The sequence below is a fragment of the Pseudomonas sp. R4-84 genome (assembly GCF_054130985.1).
In genome coordinates this window covers 70584-86083 of record NZ_CP096390.1, presented here as the reverse complement: position 1 = coordinate 86083, position 15500 = coordinate 70584, and the positions used below count along the sequence as shown (strand labels likewise).

Annotated in this window: 14 protein-coding genes; 8 read left to right on the top strand and 6 right to left on the bottom strand. The window is 61.6% G+C overall.

Going from position 1 to position 15500, the window contains the following annotated elements:
• Positions 1–72: 72 nt before the first annotated feature.
• Positions 73–1371, bottom strand: a complete 1299-nt coding sequence (locus M1D68_RS00340; protein WP_457968917.1) for an MFS transporter — start codon at positions 1369–1371, stop codon at positions 73–75.
• A 372-nt stretch (positions 1372–1743) separates the two neighbouring features.
• Here M1D68_RS00340 and M1D68_RS00335 point away from each other — a divergent pair, with 372 nt between their 5' ends.
• On the top strand, positions 1744–2148 hold the full coding sequence (locus M1D68_RS00335; RefSeq protein ID WP_030139126.1) for an acyl-CoA thioesterase: 405 nt from the start codon (positions 1744–1746) through the stop codon (positions 2146–2148).
• A 57-nt stretch (positions 2149–2205) separates the two neighbouring features.
• Positions 2206–3105, top strand: coding sequence for a D-hexose-6-phosphate mutarotase (locus M1D68_RS00330; protein WP_420767108.1), 900 nt, complete (start codon positions 2206–2208; stop codon positions 3103–3105).
• A gap of 133 nt (positions 3106–3238) precedes the next feature.
• Here the strand turns inward: M1D68_RS00330 and M1D68_RS00325 are convergent, their stop codons facing one another.
• From M1D68_RS00325 to M1D68_RS00305, 5 genes are all read right to left on the bottom strand, one after another.
• Entirely contained in the window at positions 3239–3775 is a 537-nt protein-coding gene (locus M1D68_RS00325; RefSeq protein ID WP_457968914.1) for a DUF3299 domain-containing protein, read from the bottom strand.
• 86 nt (positions 3776–3861) lie between these two features.
• Positions 3862–4107: a GlsB/YeaQ/YmgE family stress response membrane protein gene (locus M1D68_RS00320; RefSeq protein ID WP_186611365.1), complete on the bottom strand. Its 246-nt coding sequence runs from the start codon at positions 4105–4107 to the stop codon at positions 3862–3864.
• 102 nt (positions 4108–4209) lie between these two features.
• Positions 4210–5295 carry a 5-(carboxyamino)imidazole ribonucleotide synthase gene (locus tag M1D68_RS00315; protein WP_420767107.1) on the bottom strand — a complete coding sequence of 362 codons (1086 nt, stop codon included), beginning with the start codon at positions 5293–5295 and terminating at the stop codon, positions 4210–4212.
• 12 nt (positions 5296–5307) lie between these two features.
• On the bottom strand, positions 5308–5799 hold the full coding sequence (gene purE / locus M1D68_RS00310; RefSeq protein WP_420767106.1) for a 5-(carboxyamino)imidazole ribonucleotide mutase: 492 nt from the start codon (positions 5797–5799) through the stop codon (positions 5308–5310).
• A gap of 332 nt (positions 5800–6131) precedes the next feature.
• Positions 6132–7049, bottom strand: a complete 918-nt coding sequence (locus tag M1D68_RS00305) for a LysR substrate-binding domain-containing protein (RefSeq protein ID WP_420767105.1) — start codon at positions 7047–7049, stop codon at positions 6132–6134.
• A gap of 182 nt (positions 7050–7231) precedes the next feature.
• Between M1D68_RS00305 and aspA the strand changes: the two genes are divergently transcribed.
• The 6 genes from aspA (at position 7232) to M1D68_RS00275 (ending at position 15384) form a co-directional block, all read left to right on the top strand.
• Positions 7232–8656, top strand: coding sequence for an aspartate ammonia-lyase (aspA, locus tag M1D68_RS00300; RefSeq protein WP_030139110.1), 1425 nt, complete (start codon positions 7232–7234; stop codon positions 8654–8656).
• Between the two features lie 488 nt (positions 8657–9144).
• Positions 9145–10596, top strand: coding sequence for an alanine/glycine:cation symporter family protein (locus M1D68_RS00295; RefSeq protein ID WP_434608791.1), 1452 nt, complete (start codon positions 9145–9147; stop codon positions 10594–10596).
• Positions 10597–10728: 132 nt separating this feature from the next.
• Complete coding sequence (locus M1D68_RS00290) at positions 10729–11733, top strand: asparaginase (RefSeq protein ID WP_434561578.1); 1005 nt, start codon at positions 10729–10731, stop codon at positions 11731–11733.
• Between the two features lie 182 nt (positions 11734–11915).
• Positions 11916–12908, top strand: a complete 993-nt coding sequence (locus M1D68_RS00285) for an AraC family transcriptional regulator (protein ID WP_457968911.1) — start codon at positions 11916–11918, stop codon at positions 12906–12908.
• Positions 12909–13240: 332 nt separating this feature from the next.
• The gene (locus M1D68_RS00280) at positions 13241–14272 is read left to right on the top strand and encodes a histone deacetylase family protein (protein ID WP_457968909.1); all 1032 of its coding nucleotides are present in this window, start codon (positions 13241–13243) and stop codon (positions 14270–14272) included.
• A gap of 11 nt (positions 14273–14283) precedes the next feature.
• Entirely contained in the window at positions 14284–15384 is a 1101-nt protein-coding gene (locus tag M1D68_RS00275) for a polyamine ABC transporter substrate-binding protein (RefSeq protein WP_434561574.1), read from the top strand.
• Positions 15385–15500: the final 116 nt, after the last annotated feature.

Below are 15500 nucleotides of genomic sequence, written 5' to 3'. Positions count from 1 at the left end.
GCCAGCATTGAGGTTTGCAGGATGTTGTGGCGAAGGGATTTATCCCCTCGCCACAGGGCTGTTCGGCGCCGCTTAGCGGCCTTTCTTCCAAAGATACCCACCGATCACCATCCCGATGCCGCAGATGATCGCGACGTAATACGCCGGCCCCATCGGGCTTTCTTTCAACAGCAGGGTCACGATCATTGGCGTCAAACCGCCGAAGATAGCGTAGGCCAGGTTGTAGGAAAACGATAGCCCACTGAAGCGCACCACGGCCGGGAAAGCATTGACCATGACGTAGGGCACTGCGCCGATGGTGCCCACCAGCAAGCCACTCAAGGCGTAGAGCGGGAACAGCCACTCAGGGTGAGTGAACAGGCTGTGATAGAAGGTCCAGAACGTGATCAACAACAAACCGCTGCCAAACACAAACACCCGGCCGGCACCAAAGCGGTCGGCCAATACACCGGCGCCAATGCAACCGAAACTCAGGAATACGATTGCCAGGCTATTGGCCTGCAGCGCCGTAGTCGGGCTGAAGTGGTGCACCGTCTGCAACACCGTCGGGGTCATCAGGATGACTACGATGACGCCGGCCGACAGCAGCCAAGTCAACAGCATGGAAATGACAATGGCTCCACGATGGTCGCGCAGCACGGCGCGCAACGGCACTTCTTCGGCCAAGGCCTTGCGCAATTGCAGTTCGGCAAACACCGGGGTTTCGTGCAGCCAGCGACGCAGGTACACCGAAAACAGGCCGAACACGCCGCCCAGCAGGAACGGGATTCGCCAAGCGTAATCCGCCACTTCCACCGGCGTATAAATGCTATTGATGGCGGTGGCGACCAACGAACCCAACAGAATCCCCGCCGTCAGGCCGCAGGTCAGGGTGCCGCAGGCGTAGCCGATGTGGCGCGCCGGCACGTGCTCGGAAACGAATACCCAGGCCCCCGGTACCTCGCCACCGATCGCCGCCCCCTGGATCACGCGCATCAGCAACAAGAGAATCGGCGCCCACATGCCGATCTGCGCGTAGGTCGGCAACAAACCCATGATCAGGGTCGGCACGGCCATCATGAAAATGCTCAGGGTGAACATTTTCTTGCGCCCCAGCAGGTCGCCGAAGTGAGCCATGATGATCCCGCCCAGCGGCCGGGCCAGATATCCGGCGGCAAAAATGCCAAACGTTTGCATCAGGCGCAACCATTCGGGCATTTCAGCGGGGAAGAACAGCTTGCCGACCACGGTGGCGAAGAACACGAAAATAATGAAATCGTAGAACTCCAGCGCGCCGCCCAGGGCAGAAAGCGACAGGGTCTTGTAGTCGTTACGGGTCAGCGGACGGGCGGGTTGTTCGGGCGTCGCCGTGCTCGAAGGCGCAGTGGTCATGGCAAGGGTTTCTCTTATAGTCGGTTCTCGGCCCGACAACACTGATGAGAGCCCGGGCAGGTTCGGCACGATAGCAAATTGTTCGAAAAAGCACATAGAGGCGCGTAATTGACAGTCAAAATCAGAACCCAGTGGTCGTCTCGACGTCTATCGCCCGATATACTCGCAACCTTGCGACACTCTGTAAGGGGTTGCTGTGCGAAAACGCCGTTGGTGATGTAGTACAAGATCAGCCGGTTTCGCAGAGTTTCCCTTTGGCGCGCCTTTACGAAAAACGTGACGAACGTGGCAGTTCGGGCTGAATCGTTTTTTACAAAGACGGCTATTCACCTGAAAGACAAGACAGAGTTACGGGTCAGAGGCACCCCCGGCATGATAGAGCTCGAACAAGAAGATCCAATCCCGCAAGGCGACCTGGCCCTGCAAATCACCGCGCTTCCCCGTGATACCAACGGATTCGGCGACATTTTCGGCGGCTGGCTGGTGTCTCAGATGGACCTGGCGGGCACTGCGATGGCCAGCAAGGTGGCGGGCGGCCGCGTGGCGACCGTCGCGATTGATCGCATGGCGTTCCTGGTGCCGGTGGCGGTGGGTGCGCAGTTGTCCTTCTATACCCAGGCGTTGGAGATCGGCCGCAGCTCGATCCAGATGATGGTCGAGGTGTGGAGCGATGATCCGTTGTCCAGCGAATGGCGCAAGGTCACCGAAGCGGTGTTCGTCTTCGTCGCCATCGACGGCAGTGGCCGCACTCGCTCGGTTCCACCACGCGCCCGTTAAACGCGGGGGCCGTTTTGCGGTCCATTGCAGTCCATGTTCCTGAACGAGATGCGTCCCATGCCTACGCCCAATGTCGAAGCCGTCAAACTGGATGAACTGAACGGTTGGCGCATCCGCCACGGTCAGGCCGAGTTGCTGGTGGCCCAGCAAGGCGCGCATATCCTCAGCTATCAGGTGGATGGCCAGCCGCCGCTGATCTGGCTCAATGACCAGGCTACGTTCAAGGCGGGCAAGAGCATCCGCGCCGGTGTGCCGGTGTGCTGGCCCTGGTTCGGCAACCTGACCCGCAACCCCGACAGCATCCAGGCCATGCGCGTCAGCAATGAACCGGCCACGGCCCACGGCCTGGTGCGAGCGATGGATTGGGAATTGAAAGGCATCGAGGCCGTGGGCGAGCGCCTGAAAATCGAATTCGTGCTGCCCTACCCGGAAAACGGCCTGCCTGGGTGGCCCCATCAGGTCGACCTGACGCTGACCATCGTGATGGATGAGCAACTGCATATCCGCCTCACCAGCCATAACCGAGGCAGCGAGACCGTCAGCCTCAGCCAGGCGCTGCACAGCTATTTCGCGGTCAGCGATGTGCGCAACGTACAGGTCGACGGGGTCGACGGCCTGGACTACATCGAGACGCTGGACGACTGGAATACACACACCCAGGCGGGCGACCTGCGCTTCGTCGGTGAAACCGACCGTATCTATCTCGATACCCCACCGACACTGAGCATCGTCGACCCCCATTGGAATCGACGCATAGAACTGACCGCTAGCGGATCACGCTCGGCGGTGATCTGGAACCCCTGGACCGAGCGCGCCAAGGCCTTTAGCGACATGGCCGACGATGGCTGGCAGCGCATGCTTTGCATCGAGACGGCCAACGTGATGGATGATGCGGTGACGTTGTTGCCGGACGCCAGCCATACCCTTGGCGTGAGTATTTGCAGCAAGCCGCTCTGACACCGCGAGGCTACTGTGGGAGCGAGCTTGCTCGCGATAGCGGACTGACAGTCAACACCCGCGTCGACTGACGCATCGCCATCGCGAGCAAGCTCGCTCCCACAATTGGAACTGTGTCAGGTCAACCGGCCGGTCACAAATCCGCCTCCTGCACCACCCTCACCTTCTCCGCATCCAGCGCATACGCCGCGCTCGCCAGGTCGTTGTCGACCTTCTCGATCTTCAGGGTGCCGGTGACCCACAGCGGCGTATAGATGTCGTCGAGCTTCACGCCCTTGGGATAGCGCACCAGTACCAATTGATTGGGCGGCGGCGGGGGAACGTGGATGCAGGCGCCCGGGTAAGGCACCAGGAAAAACAACGTGCTGCGGCCTTTGGCGTCGGTCTCCAAAGGAACCGGATAGCCGCCAATGCGCAGGTGCTTGTCATTCATCGACGCCACGGTCTTGGTCGAGTACATCACCGCCGGCAAGCCTTTGCTTTGCTTCAAGCCACCTTTTTCAGTGAAGGTGCCACTGGCTTCAGGAGAGTCGTGATCGATCTCGGGCATCGCCTCGAGGGCTTTCTGGTCCGACTTGGGCATCAGTTCGAGCCAGTCGGTTTCAGGTAGCTCGGCGGCGTGGACCAGGCCACTGCCCAGCAAAAGAAGGGTCAACACTAGACGGCGCATGAAAGGGCTCGGCAATGAATGGAATGAAACGCCGGGCAGTTTAGCCCTCTCCGTGCGCCGCGCGGAGAGGGCTTCATCAGGTTTGATCAGTTTCTTTTGATCAGGCCGTAGATCACCAGCAACACGATGGCACCCACCAGGGCACCGATGAAGCCCGCGCCTTCGCCGGCCTGATAGATGCCCAGGGCCTGGCCGCCGTAAGTGGCCGCCAACGAACCGCCGATACCGAGCAGGATAGTCATGATCCAGCCCATGCTGTCATCGCCGGGCTTCAGGAAGCGTGCGAGCAGGCCAACGATCAAGCCGATTAAAATGGTTCCGATGATTCCCATGGCATTTCCCTCTGATTGAACGCTAAGCCAAAACCCTGATCGGGTTTTGGCACTTAGCCATGAGAGAGGTTAGCCGATGAATGGTTCCACCGCCGTTGCAGACTATTGTTCGGCGATCAGCGTTTCGACCTTGATGATCTGCTGGGCCAGCGTGGCACGGTCGGCGCAACGCAGGTTGGCGTGGCCAACCTTGCGCCCCACTTTGAAAGCCTTGCCATAGTGATGCAGGTGGCAGTCGGCGATTGCCAGGACTTTTTCGGTGTCCGGCACTTTGCCGATGAAATTCAGCATCGCGCTTTCACCGACCTTGGCGGTCGACCCCAGCGGCAACCCAGCGACCGCCCGCAGGTGGTTTTCGAACTGGCTGCACTCGGCGCCTTCAGTGGTCCAGTGCCCGGAATTGTGGACACGCGGGGCGATTTCGTTGGCCTTGAGGCCGCCGTCCACTTCGAAGAACTCGAACGCCATTACACCAACGTAGTCAAGCTGCTTGAGCACGCGGCTGGAGTAGTCTTCGGCCAGGGCTTGCAGTGGATGGTCGGTGCTGGCGACGGACAGCTTGAGAATACCGTCCTTGTGGGTGTTGTGCACCAGCGGGTAGAAGCGGATTTCACCGTCGCGGGCACGCACGGCGATGAGCGAGACTTCACCGGTGAACGGCACGAAACCTTCCAGCAGGCAGCCGACGCTGCCCAGCTCGGCAAAGGTGCCGGCGACATCTTCAGGGTTGCGCAGGACTTTCTGGCCCTTGCCGTCGTAACCCAGGGTACGGGTTTTGAGCACGGCCGGCAGGCCGATTGAAGCGACCGCGGCTTCCAGGTCAGCCTGGGACTGGATGTCGGCAAAGGCCGGCGTCGGGATGCCCAGGTCCTTGAACATGTTCTTTTCGAACCAACGGTCGCGGGCGATACGCAGGGCTTCGGCGCTCGGGTAGACCGGGACGAACTGGGACAGGAAGGCCACGGTTTCAGCCGGGACGCTTTCGAACTCGAAGGTCACCAGGTCGACCTCATCGGCCAATTGGCGCAAGTGATCCTGGTCGCCATAATCGGCCCGCAGGTGTTCACCCAAGGCAGCGGCACAGGCGTCCGGCGCCGGGTCCAGGAAAGCGAAGTTCATCCCCAGCGGCGTACCCGCCAGGGCCAACATGCGACCCAACTGGCCGCCACCGATTACACCGATCTTCATTCTTCAACAACCTCAGGCAATGCGTGGGTCCGGATTGTCCAGGACGCTGTCTGTCTGCTCAGCGCGGAATTTTTTCAGCACGGTATGAAATTGGGGATGCTTGGCGCCCAGGATACTCGCCGACAGCAGGGCGGCATTGATCGCGCCCGCCTTGCCGATGGCCAGGGTAGCGACCGGAATGCCGGCCGGCATCTGCACGATCGATAGCAACGAATCGACACCCGAGAGCATCGAGGACTGCACCGGCACGCCCAGTACTGGCAAATGAGTCTTGGCCGCACACATGCCTGGCAAGTGGGCCGCACCACCGGCGCCGGCGATGATCACTTCGATGCCACGCGCGTCGGCTTCTTCGGCGTACTGGAACAGCAGGTCCGGGGTACGGTGGGCAGACACCACTTTCACCTCGTAAGGGATGCCGAGCTTTTCCAGCATATCGGCGGTGTGGCTAAGGGTGGACCAATCGGACTTGGAGCCCATGATCACGCCAACCAGTGCACTCATCGTCGTGCCTCTTCTCTCTGGGCGCCCTGGGGCGCGTCAAAAAACAACAAGCCACGCAGGAAACCGGCGTGGCTTGTTGTACGAATGATGGCCGGATGAACCGACCGAAGGCCGGGCAGTATACCGAAAACGAAGGATTAAACGCACTTTCGCCGACCATCTGCCTTTTGTGCTGAAGCGGTGGTTTTATTGACTTAGAAGTCAATGTTGCAGCACTGCAAATCCCTGTGTGGGAGCGAGCCTGCTCGCGATAGCGGTGTATCAGTCGAGCAAGTATTGCCTGCAAGTCCGCCATCGCGAGCAGGCTCGCTCCCACAGGGTTTGCAGTGCTATCAAGATCCCGTGACACCCTGCACCACCCCACCCTCGAGCTTGCGCCACAGCAACCGCACATTGGCCTTGCGCACCAGGGCGCAGCGGTACAGGCGGATCTCCAGCGGGACATGCCATTGCGCCCCGCCGCAGATCACCAGCTCGCCCCGGGCCAGTTCGTTTCGCACGCTCAGGTGAGGCACCCAGGCGATGCCCAGCCCTTCCAGGGCCATGCTTTTCAGGCTGTCGGCCATGGCCGTCTCGTACACCGTGGTAAAGCGCAGCGCACGCTGGCGCAGCAATTGGTTCACCGAACGCCCGAGAAATGCCCCCGCGCTGTAGGCCAACAGCGGCACGCTGGCTTCGCCTTCGAGGTCGAACAATGGCCTTGCGTGTGGATCGGCCGCGCACACCGGCAACATCTCGGTCTGGCCCAAGTGCAACGAAGGGAAAATCTCTGGATCCATCTGCATGGCTGAATCGGGGTCATAAAAAGCCAGCATCAAGTCACAACCGCCCTCGCGCAAGGCGTGCACGGCATCGCCGACGTTCGTGGCGACCAGCCGCGTGGCGATGTTCATGCCTTCGTTACGCAGTTGAGCGATCCAACGGGGGAAGAAGCCCAGCGCCAGGGAGTGGGCCGCCGCAACCTGGATGACTTCTCCCTGCCCGCCTTCGAGATGATGCAGATGCCGCAGCACTTCGCCCAACTGCTCGACCACCGTGCGCGCCGTCACCAGAAACAACTGCCCCGCCGCCGTCAATTCGATCGGCGTGCGCGACCGGTTGACCAGCGTCAGCCCCAGCGCCGCTTCAAGGCTGCGGATCCGTCGGCTGAAGGCCGGTTGCGTCACGAAGCGGCGTTCGGCCGCCTGGGAAAAGCTGCGCGTCGCGGCCAAGGCACTGAAGTCCTCGAGCCATTTGCTTTCTAGATTCATTACCGTCCTCCCGAGGGACGCACCAAAACAGGTCACACGCTCGCCGCACTGTCGGCGTCACACGGGCATTATGCCGAATATGCATAGGCCAGTGTTTAACAGCATTGGCCCAAATTTTTCCGAAAGCCTAGGATTCACAGCGTTCCGGCTCTGACCGGGTCCTTATTGAGATGATTTCCATCATGTCCTCCGCTGCATCATTCCGCACAGAAAAAGACCTGCTTGGCGTACTCGAAGTACCGGCGCAAGCGTATTACGGCATCCAGACCCTACGAGCGATCAACAACTTTCGTCTCTCCGGTGTCCCGATCTCGCATTACCCTAAACTGGTGGTCGGTCTGGCAATGGTCAAGCAAGCCGCCGCTGACGCCAACCGTGAGTTGGGCCAGCTCAGCGAAGCCAAGCACGCCGCGATCAGCGAAGCTTGTGCACGGTTGATCCGCGGAGATTTCCACGAAGAATTCGTGGTGGACATGATCCAGGGCGGCGCCGGCACGTCGACCAACATGAATGCAAACGAAGTCATCGCCAACATCGCGCTGGAGGCCATGGGTCACCAGAAGGGCGAATACCAGTACCTGCACCCCAACAACGACGTGAACATGGCGCAGTCCACCAACGACGCCTACCCGACCGCGATCCGCCTGGGTCTGCTGCTGGGCCACGACGCGTTGCTGGCCAGCCTCGACAGCCTGATCCAGGCGTTTGCCGCCAAGGGTGAGGAATTCAGCCACGTCTTGAAAATGGGCCGCACCCAATTGCAAGACGCCGTGCCGATGACCCTCGGCCAGGAATTCCGTGCCTTCGCCACCACCCTGAGCGAAGACCTGGCGCGCCTGAAGACCCTGGCGCCCGAGCTGCTGACCGAAGTGAACCTGGGCGGCACCGCCATCGGCACCGGCATCAATGCCGACCCACGCTACCAGGCCCTGGCCGTACAGCGCCTGGCAACCATCAGCGGCCAGCCGCTGGTGCCGGCCGCCGACCTGATCGAAGCCACCTCCGACATGGGCGCCTTCGTGCTGTTCTCCGGCATGCTCAAGCGCACCGCGGTCAAGCTCTCGAAGATCTGCAACGACCTGCGCCTGCTGTCCAGCGGCCCACGCACCGGCATCAACGAAATCAACCTGCCGGCCCGCCAGCCAGGCAGCTCGATCATGCCGGGCAAGGTCAACCCGGTGATTCCGGAAGCGGTCAACCAAGTGGCATTCCAGATCATCGGCAACGACCTGGCCCTGACCATGGCGGCCGAAGGCGGCCAACTGCAACTGAACGTGATGGAGCCGCTGATCGCCTTCAAGATCTTCGACTCGATCCGCCTGCTGCAACGGGCCATGGACATGCTGCGCGAGCACTGCATCGTCGGCATCACCGCCAACGAAGCGCGCTGCCGCGAGCTGGTCGAGCACTCGATCGGCCTGGTCACCGCCCTGAACCCGTACATCGGCTATGAAAACGCCACCCGCATCGCCCGTGTTGCCCTGGAAAGCGGCCGCGGCGTGCTGGAGCTGGTGCGCGAAGAAGGCTTGCTCGACGACGCCATGCTCGACGACATCCTGCGCCCGGAAAACATGATTGCTCCGCGTCTGGTCCCGCTCAAGGCTTGATCGACGCCACCACCGCTCACCAGGTCGAGGGACTAGACACCTCTCACCTTTTGAGGGCTTGGGGACTCGTACCCCAAGCCCTTTTTTTTAACCGTCAACTGAGGCGCCAGCGAAATTTGTAGGAACAAGCCTGCTCGCGACAAACAACGACGCGCTGCCGTTGTACCCCGCGTCGCCAGCCATCGCGAACCGGCTTGCTCCTTCAGGAACCTGACCGAAAGGCCAGGAGATAAAAGGGTTCGTTTCGTCGTATGCACCACAACTGTGCAGACGGGCGTCGCACTGATAGGTATAGTGCCGCCCCTCTTCGCATGGGTGGTCGTCGTCAACGAGGCCTCGAAACATGCGAAAACCGAACTAATAACAAACCCGCGAAGTGGACCGGGACGAAACATCGCCCCCTCTGTCGAGCCGCGTGCCGACGGATGTAACACGATGTTTCCAAATGGCCAGCATTTGCTTTTAACAAAAAACAGCGAGGAATACTCATGCTCGAAGTCATCAACGACTTCCTCTCAGGGAAAGTGCTGATCGCGCTCATTGTCGGGCTCGGTGGCTACTTCACGATCCGCTCGCGTTTCGTCCAGTTCCGTCACTTCTTTCATATGTTCGCGGTGTTCCGTGACAGCCTGAAAAGCAGCACCGACCAGCTCAGTTCGTTCCAGGCCTTGATGCTCAGCCTGGCCGGCCGCGTCGGCGCGGGCAACATCGCCGGTGTCGGCATCGCCGTGACCCTCGGTGGTCCGGGTGCGGTGTTCTGGATGTGGGTGACCGCGCTGGTCGGCATGTCCAGCAGCTTCTTCGAATGCTCCCTCGGCCAGCTCTACAAGCGCTGCGACTCCGAAGGCCAGTACCGTGGCGGCCCGTCCTATTACATCCAGCACGGCCTGCAGAAGCGCTGGTTGGGCATGATCATGGCATTCCTGCTGCTGATCACCTTTGGCTTCGCCTTCAACGGCCTGCAAGCCCACGCCGTGACTCACTCGTTGAACAACGCCTTTGGCCTCGACACCACCTACACCGGCCTGGGCCTGGCGGTATTGCTGGGCCTGGTGTTCATCGGCGGGATCAAGCGTATCGCCAAAGTGGCCGACCTGCTGGTACCGGTCAAGACCCTGGCGTATATCGCCGTGACCCTCTACGTGATCGTGCTGCAATTCGAACACGTGCCGGGCATGCTGGCGACTATCGTCAAGAGCGCCTTTGGCCTGGACCAGGCTTTCGGTGGCCTGATTGGCAGCGCCATTGTCATGGGCGTCAAGCGTGGCGTATTCGCCAACGAAGCCGGCCTGGGCAGCGCGCCTAACGTCGCGGCCGTTGCGTCCGTCGAGCACCCGGTCGCCCAAGGCGTGGTCCAGGCGTTCAGCGTGTTCCTGGATACCTTCGTGATCTGCACCTGCACCGCGCTGCTGATCCTGTTGTCGGGCTTCTACACTCCAGGCTTCGAAGGCGACGGCATTGCCCTGACCCAGAACTCCCTGGCGGCCGTGGTCGGTGACTGGGGTCGGGTCTTCATCTCCGTGGCCCTGTCGTTGTTCGTCTTCACCTCGATCCTCTACAACTACTACCTGGGCGAAAACAACCTGCGCTTCATGCTGGGTGAAAACCGCAAGGCGCTGATGGCGTATCGCACCCTGGTCCTGGCACTGATTTTCTGGGGCGCCATCGAGAACCTGGGCACCGTGTTCGCGTTCGCCGACATCACCATGACCCTGCTGGCGTTCGTGAACCTGATCGCGCTGTTCCTGCTGTTCAAAGTCGGCATGCGCATCCTGCGCGACTACGACGACCAGCGCTCGGCCGGCATCAAGGTGCCTGTCTTCGATTCGAGCAAGTTCCCTGACCTGGACCTGGACCGCAAAGCCTGGCCAGCGAGCCCGTCGGCGCCTGCCGCCGATTCCGGCAACGCTCCGGCAAGCCTGGCTGCAGCGCAACGCTGATCAACGGTCTATTGGAAAAAAACCGGGCGCATCCCCTGCGTCCGGCGTGACACAACATAAGGTCGGCGTCATGCTCGACCTTATGTTGCGGCAGCGAGTGAAGCTGCTGTTTTCGTCCTCGGAGAACTTCCCATGAATGCCTCGACCTATCCTGCCGCCCAGCACGTCATGGTGCTCTACACCGGCGGCACCATCGGCATGCAAGCCAGCGCCAACGGCCTCGCCCCGGCATCCGGCTTCGAAGCGCGGATGCGCGACTACCTGCACAGCCAACCCGAACTGGTCGTGCCCCAGTGGCGCTTCCGGGAAATGGCGCCGCTGATCGACAGCGCCAACATGACGCCAGCGTACTGGCAGCAACTGCGCGAAGCGGTGGTCGATGCCGTGGATGTGCAAGGCTGCGACAGCGTGCTGATCCTCCACGGCACCGACACGCTGGCCTACAGCGCCGCCGCGATGAGCTTCCAGTTGCTGGGCCTGCATGCGCGGGTCTGCTTCACCGGTTCGATGCTGCCCGCCGGCGTGACCGACAGCGATGCCTGGGAAAACCTCAGCGGCGCGCTGGTCGCCCTGGGCCAAGGCCTGGCGCCGGGCGTACACCTTTATTTCCACGGTGAACTGCTGGCGCCGACCCGTTGCGCGAAAGTGCGCAGCTTCGGCCGTCATCCGTTCAAGCGTCTGGAACGTCAGGGCGGGGGCATCAAGGCGGCTTCCCTGCCAACCCAGCTGAATTACAACCAGCCCAAACACTTGGCGAATGTCGCGGCGCTGCCGCTGTTTCCCGGCATCGGTGCCGAGATCATCGATGGCCTGCTGGGCAGCGGCATCCAGGGCCTGGTGCTGGAGTGCTACGGCAGCGGCACCGGGCCGAGCGACAACCCGGCGTTCCTCACCAGCCTGGCACGGGCGCGGGACAGCGGCGTGGTGGTCGTGGCGGTGACGCAGTGCCATGAAGGCGGCGTCGAGCTGGACGTGTACGAAGCCGGCAGCCGTTTGCGCGGCGTTGGCGTGCTGTCCGGCGGCGGCATGACCCGCGAGGCGGCGTTCGGCAAGTTGCAGGCATTGATTGGCGCGGGGTTGCCGGTGGATGAGGTTCGCCGGTTGGTTGAGCTGGATCTGTGTGGTGAGTTGATCTGACGCTCTGTTAACCCTGTGGGAGCGAGCTTGCTCGCGATAGCGGCAGCCAGTCGACGTCTGCCTCGACTGACACACCGTCATCGCGAGCAAGCTCGCTCCCACAAGGTTTAGTGGCCGCTTTGCGGTCCTGGGCCGGCATACAACTTGCTCCGTCTCCCGTCTCCCCAGGCTGGAAACGGACCATGTTGCATTCCCACCTCACCACCCTCAACGCCGTCTCTCTGGTACTCGATGCCTTCAAGCACGATGGCCTGCCCAGTGATGCATTGCTGGCCGGCAGCGGCATCAGCACGGCGGACTTGAGCCGGGCCGACACGCGCATCACCACCAACCAAGAGATGCAGGTCTGTGCCAACGCCGTGGCCCTCAAGCGCGACATTGGCTTGGAATTGGGGCGTAACATGCACGTTTCTTCCTACGGCATGCTGGGATACGCCCTGCTCACGAGTGCCACCTTAGGTGACGCTTTGCGCCTGGCGTTGCGCTACCCGGCGCTGTTGGGAACACTCTTCGAGCTGGCCTTGGAGGACGACGGCGAGCACATCTGGCTCAGCGCCGGCGACTACCGGGAGAACCCGGCCCTGGCGGTGTTCAACGCCGAGTTCTGCATGGTGTCGCTGAAGGTGATCTGCAACGACCTGCTCGGTCACCCGCTGCCCTTGCGCGCGGCGCGCTTCGAACACTCGGCGCCGGACTACCAGGCGCGCTATGCCTACCTGTTCGACTGCCCGGTGCGCTTCGACAGCTTCGACAACGCCTTCGCCTTCGATCGCCACTGGCTGGAACAACCCTTGCCGCTGGCCGACCCCATCACCCATCAAGCCATGGCCGAACGTTGCCGGCGGCAAAACACGGAATTCACCGGCCGCCAAGCCTGGCTGGGACGAATCCGCCAACTGCTCGGCGCGCAACTGGACGCTGCCCCGGGCCTGGATGGCCTGGCCGAGCAAATGAACTGCTCGGCGCGCACCCTGCGCCGGCACCTCAAGGACCTGGGTTGCAGCTATCAGGAACTGCTCGATGAACTGCGCTTCGAGCGGGCCAAGCAGATGCTCTGCGAGGATCAGCTGCCGATCTACCGGATCGCCGAACTGCTTGGCTTCAGTGAAACAGCGAGCTTTCGCCATGCCTTCGTGCGCTGGAGCGGCGTGGCGCCGAGTCGGTTCAGGGCGTGAAAGTTGGCTTCAACACGATCCCCGTGGCGAGGGAGCTTGCTCCCGCTCGGCGGCGTAGCCGTCGCAAACCGGCTGACGCGGATTAACTATAGAAGCGCGTTGGATCGGTTGGGGCGGCTTCGCCCCCCAGCGGGAGCAAGCTCCCTCGCCACGGGTTGTGAAACTGCGAACCCGTCCACGCCCCGAATCGGCTCACACCCGCGCCAACAAGGGGCGATTTACGGTCAAACCTTTTGGCCATTTCGATCCCCTTTTGGCCTCTCCTGCCGTTCTCCGAAACGCTTCGCGCCGCAAGACTGTGTTCCAACGAATCAGCCCTGCGGAGAACAAGAATGCTGACGATCTACTCAGACGATCACCACCTGCACCACGGACGCTGCGAATTGATGGATGGGCAGTTGATGCCCTGTTTCGAAATGCCGTCCCGGGCCGACCATGTGTTGGAGCGGGTCAAGGCTCGGGCGTTGGGGCCGGTGGAGGCGCCGAAGGACTTCGGCCTCGCGCCGATCCAGCGTGTCCACAGCCCGGCGTACCTGGAATTTTTCAAAGGCGCCTGGGAGCGTTGGACCGAGTTCAATCGCGACGGTGACCTGCTGCCCTACACCTGGCCGGCCCGCACCTTGCGCTCGGTGATCCCGACCAGCCTGCACGGCCAGCTCGGCTATTACAGCTTTGATGGAGGAGCGCCGATTACCGCCGGTACCTGGCAAGCGGCGTACAGCGCAGCCCAGGTCGCCCTCACCGCCCAGGCCGACATCCAGCGTGGCGCCCGTAGCGCCTTCGCGTTGTGTCGCCCACCGGGACACCACGCTGCAAGCGACTTGATGGGTGGTTATTGCTACCTCAACAATGCCGCCATCGCAGCACAGGCCTTTCTTGACCAGGGGCACAAAAAGGTTGCGATCCTCGACGTGGACTACCACCACGGCAACGGCACCCAATCGATTTTCTACGAGCGCAGCGACGTGCTGTTCGCGTCGATCCACGGCCACCCGGAGGCCGAGTTCCCATTCTTTCTGGGCTACGAAGATGAGCGCGGCGAAGGTGCCGGCGCGGGCTTTAACTTCAACTACCCTTTGCCGGCGGGCTCGGGTTGGGAAACCTGGAGCGCCGCGCTGGAACAAGCCTGCGGCGAAGTCCATCGCTACGACGCCGACGTCATCGTCGTGTCCCTGGGCGTGGACACGTTCAAGGACGACCCCATCTCGCAATTCAAGCTCGACAGCCCGGACTACCTGGCGATGGGCAAACGCATCGCGGCGCTCGGCAAGCCGACGCTGTTCGTGATGGAAGGCGGCTACGCGGTGGCAGAAATCGGCATCAATGCCGTGAACGTTCTTGAAGGTTTCCAAAGCGCCCAATGAGGAACAACAGCATGAACAGACTCAAGCGATTGATGGCCCCGGCCCTGTGCGCCGCGCTGCTGTGTGGCGCCGCTCAGGCCGAGGAGCGCACGTTGCGCGTCTACAACTGGTTCGACTACATCACGCCCAAGGCCTTGGATGACTTCAAGGCGCAGAACAGCCAGGTCAAGCTGATCTACGACATCTTCGACACCAACGAAGCCCTGGAGGCCAAGCTGCTGACGGGCAACGCTGGCTACGACGTGGTGGTGCCGTCCAACGTGTTCCTGGCCAAGCAGATCGAAGCCGGGGTGTTCCAGCCCTTGGATCGCAGCAAGCTGCCGAATTGGAACCACCTCGATCCCAAGCTGATGAAGCTGATCGAGGCCAACGACCCAGGCAACAAATTCGCCGTGCCTTACATGTACGGCACCATCCTGATCGGCTTCAACCCGGACAAGGTCAAGGCCGCGCTGGGTGAAAACGCGCCGGTGGACAGCTGGGACCTGATCTTCAAGGAAGAAAACATCAGCAAGCTCAAGCAGTGCGGCGTGGCCTTGCTCGATTCGCCGTCGGAAATCCTGCCCCTGGCCTTGCAGCACCTGGGCCTGGACCCCAACAGCAATAAGCCGGCGGACTACGCCAAGGCCCAAGCGCTGCTGTTGAAGATTCGGCCCTACATCACCTATTTCCACTCCTCCAAATACATGGCGGATATCGCCAACGGCGATATCTGCGTGGCCGTCGGTTATTCCGGCAGCTTCTCCCAGGCGGCCAACCGCGCCAAGGAAGCCAAGAACGGCGTGACGGTGGACATGCGCCTGCCCAAGGAGGGCGCGCCGATCTGGTTCGACATGCTCGCCATTCCTAAAGGGGCGAAAAACCCGGACGACGCCTACACCTTCATCAATTACTTGTTGCAACCGCAGGTGATCGCGCCGATCAGTGATTTTGTCGGTTATCCGAACCCGAACAAAGACGCTACCGAAAGCGTCGACCCAGCGATCCGCGGCAACTCCAACCTGTACCCGACCGAAGCGGCCATGGCGACGCTGTATACGCTTCAACCGTTGCCGAGGGATGCCGAGCGCGCACGCACGCGAGCCTGGACGCGAATCAAATCCGGCCAGTAACCACGTCGTATCGGCGCCAAGGTCATACGTCGGCCTATACATAGTTACCACCTGCCCCAGTCCGTGCCTCCCTAGCATGAAAAACCCGAAGCGTTCGGCTTCGGGTTTTCATGTTC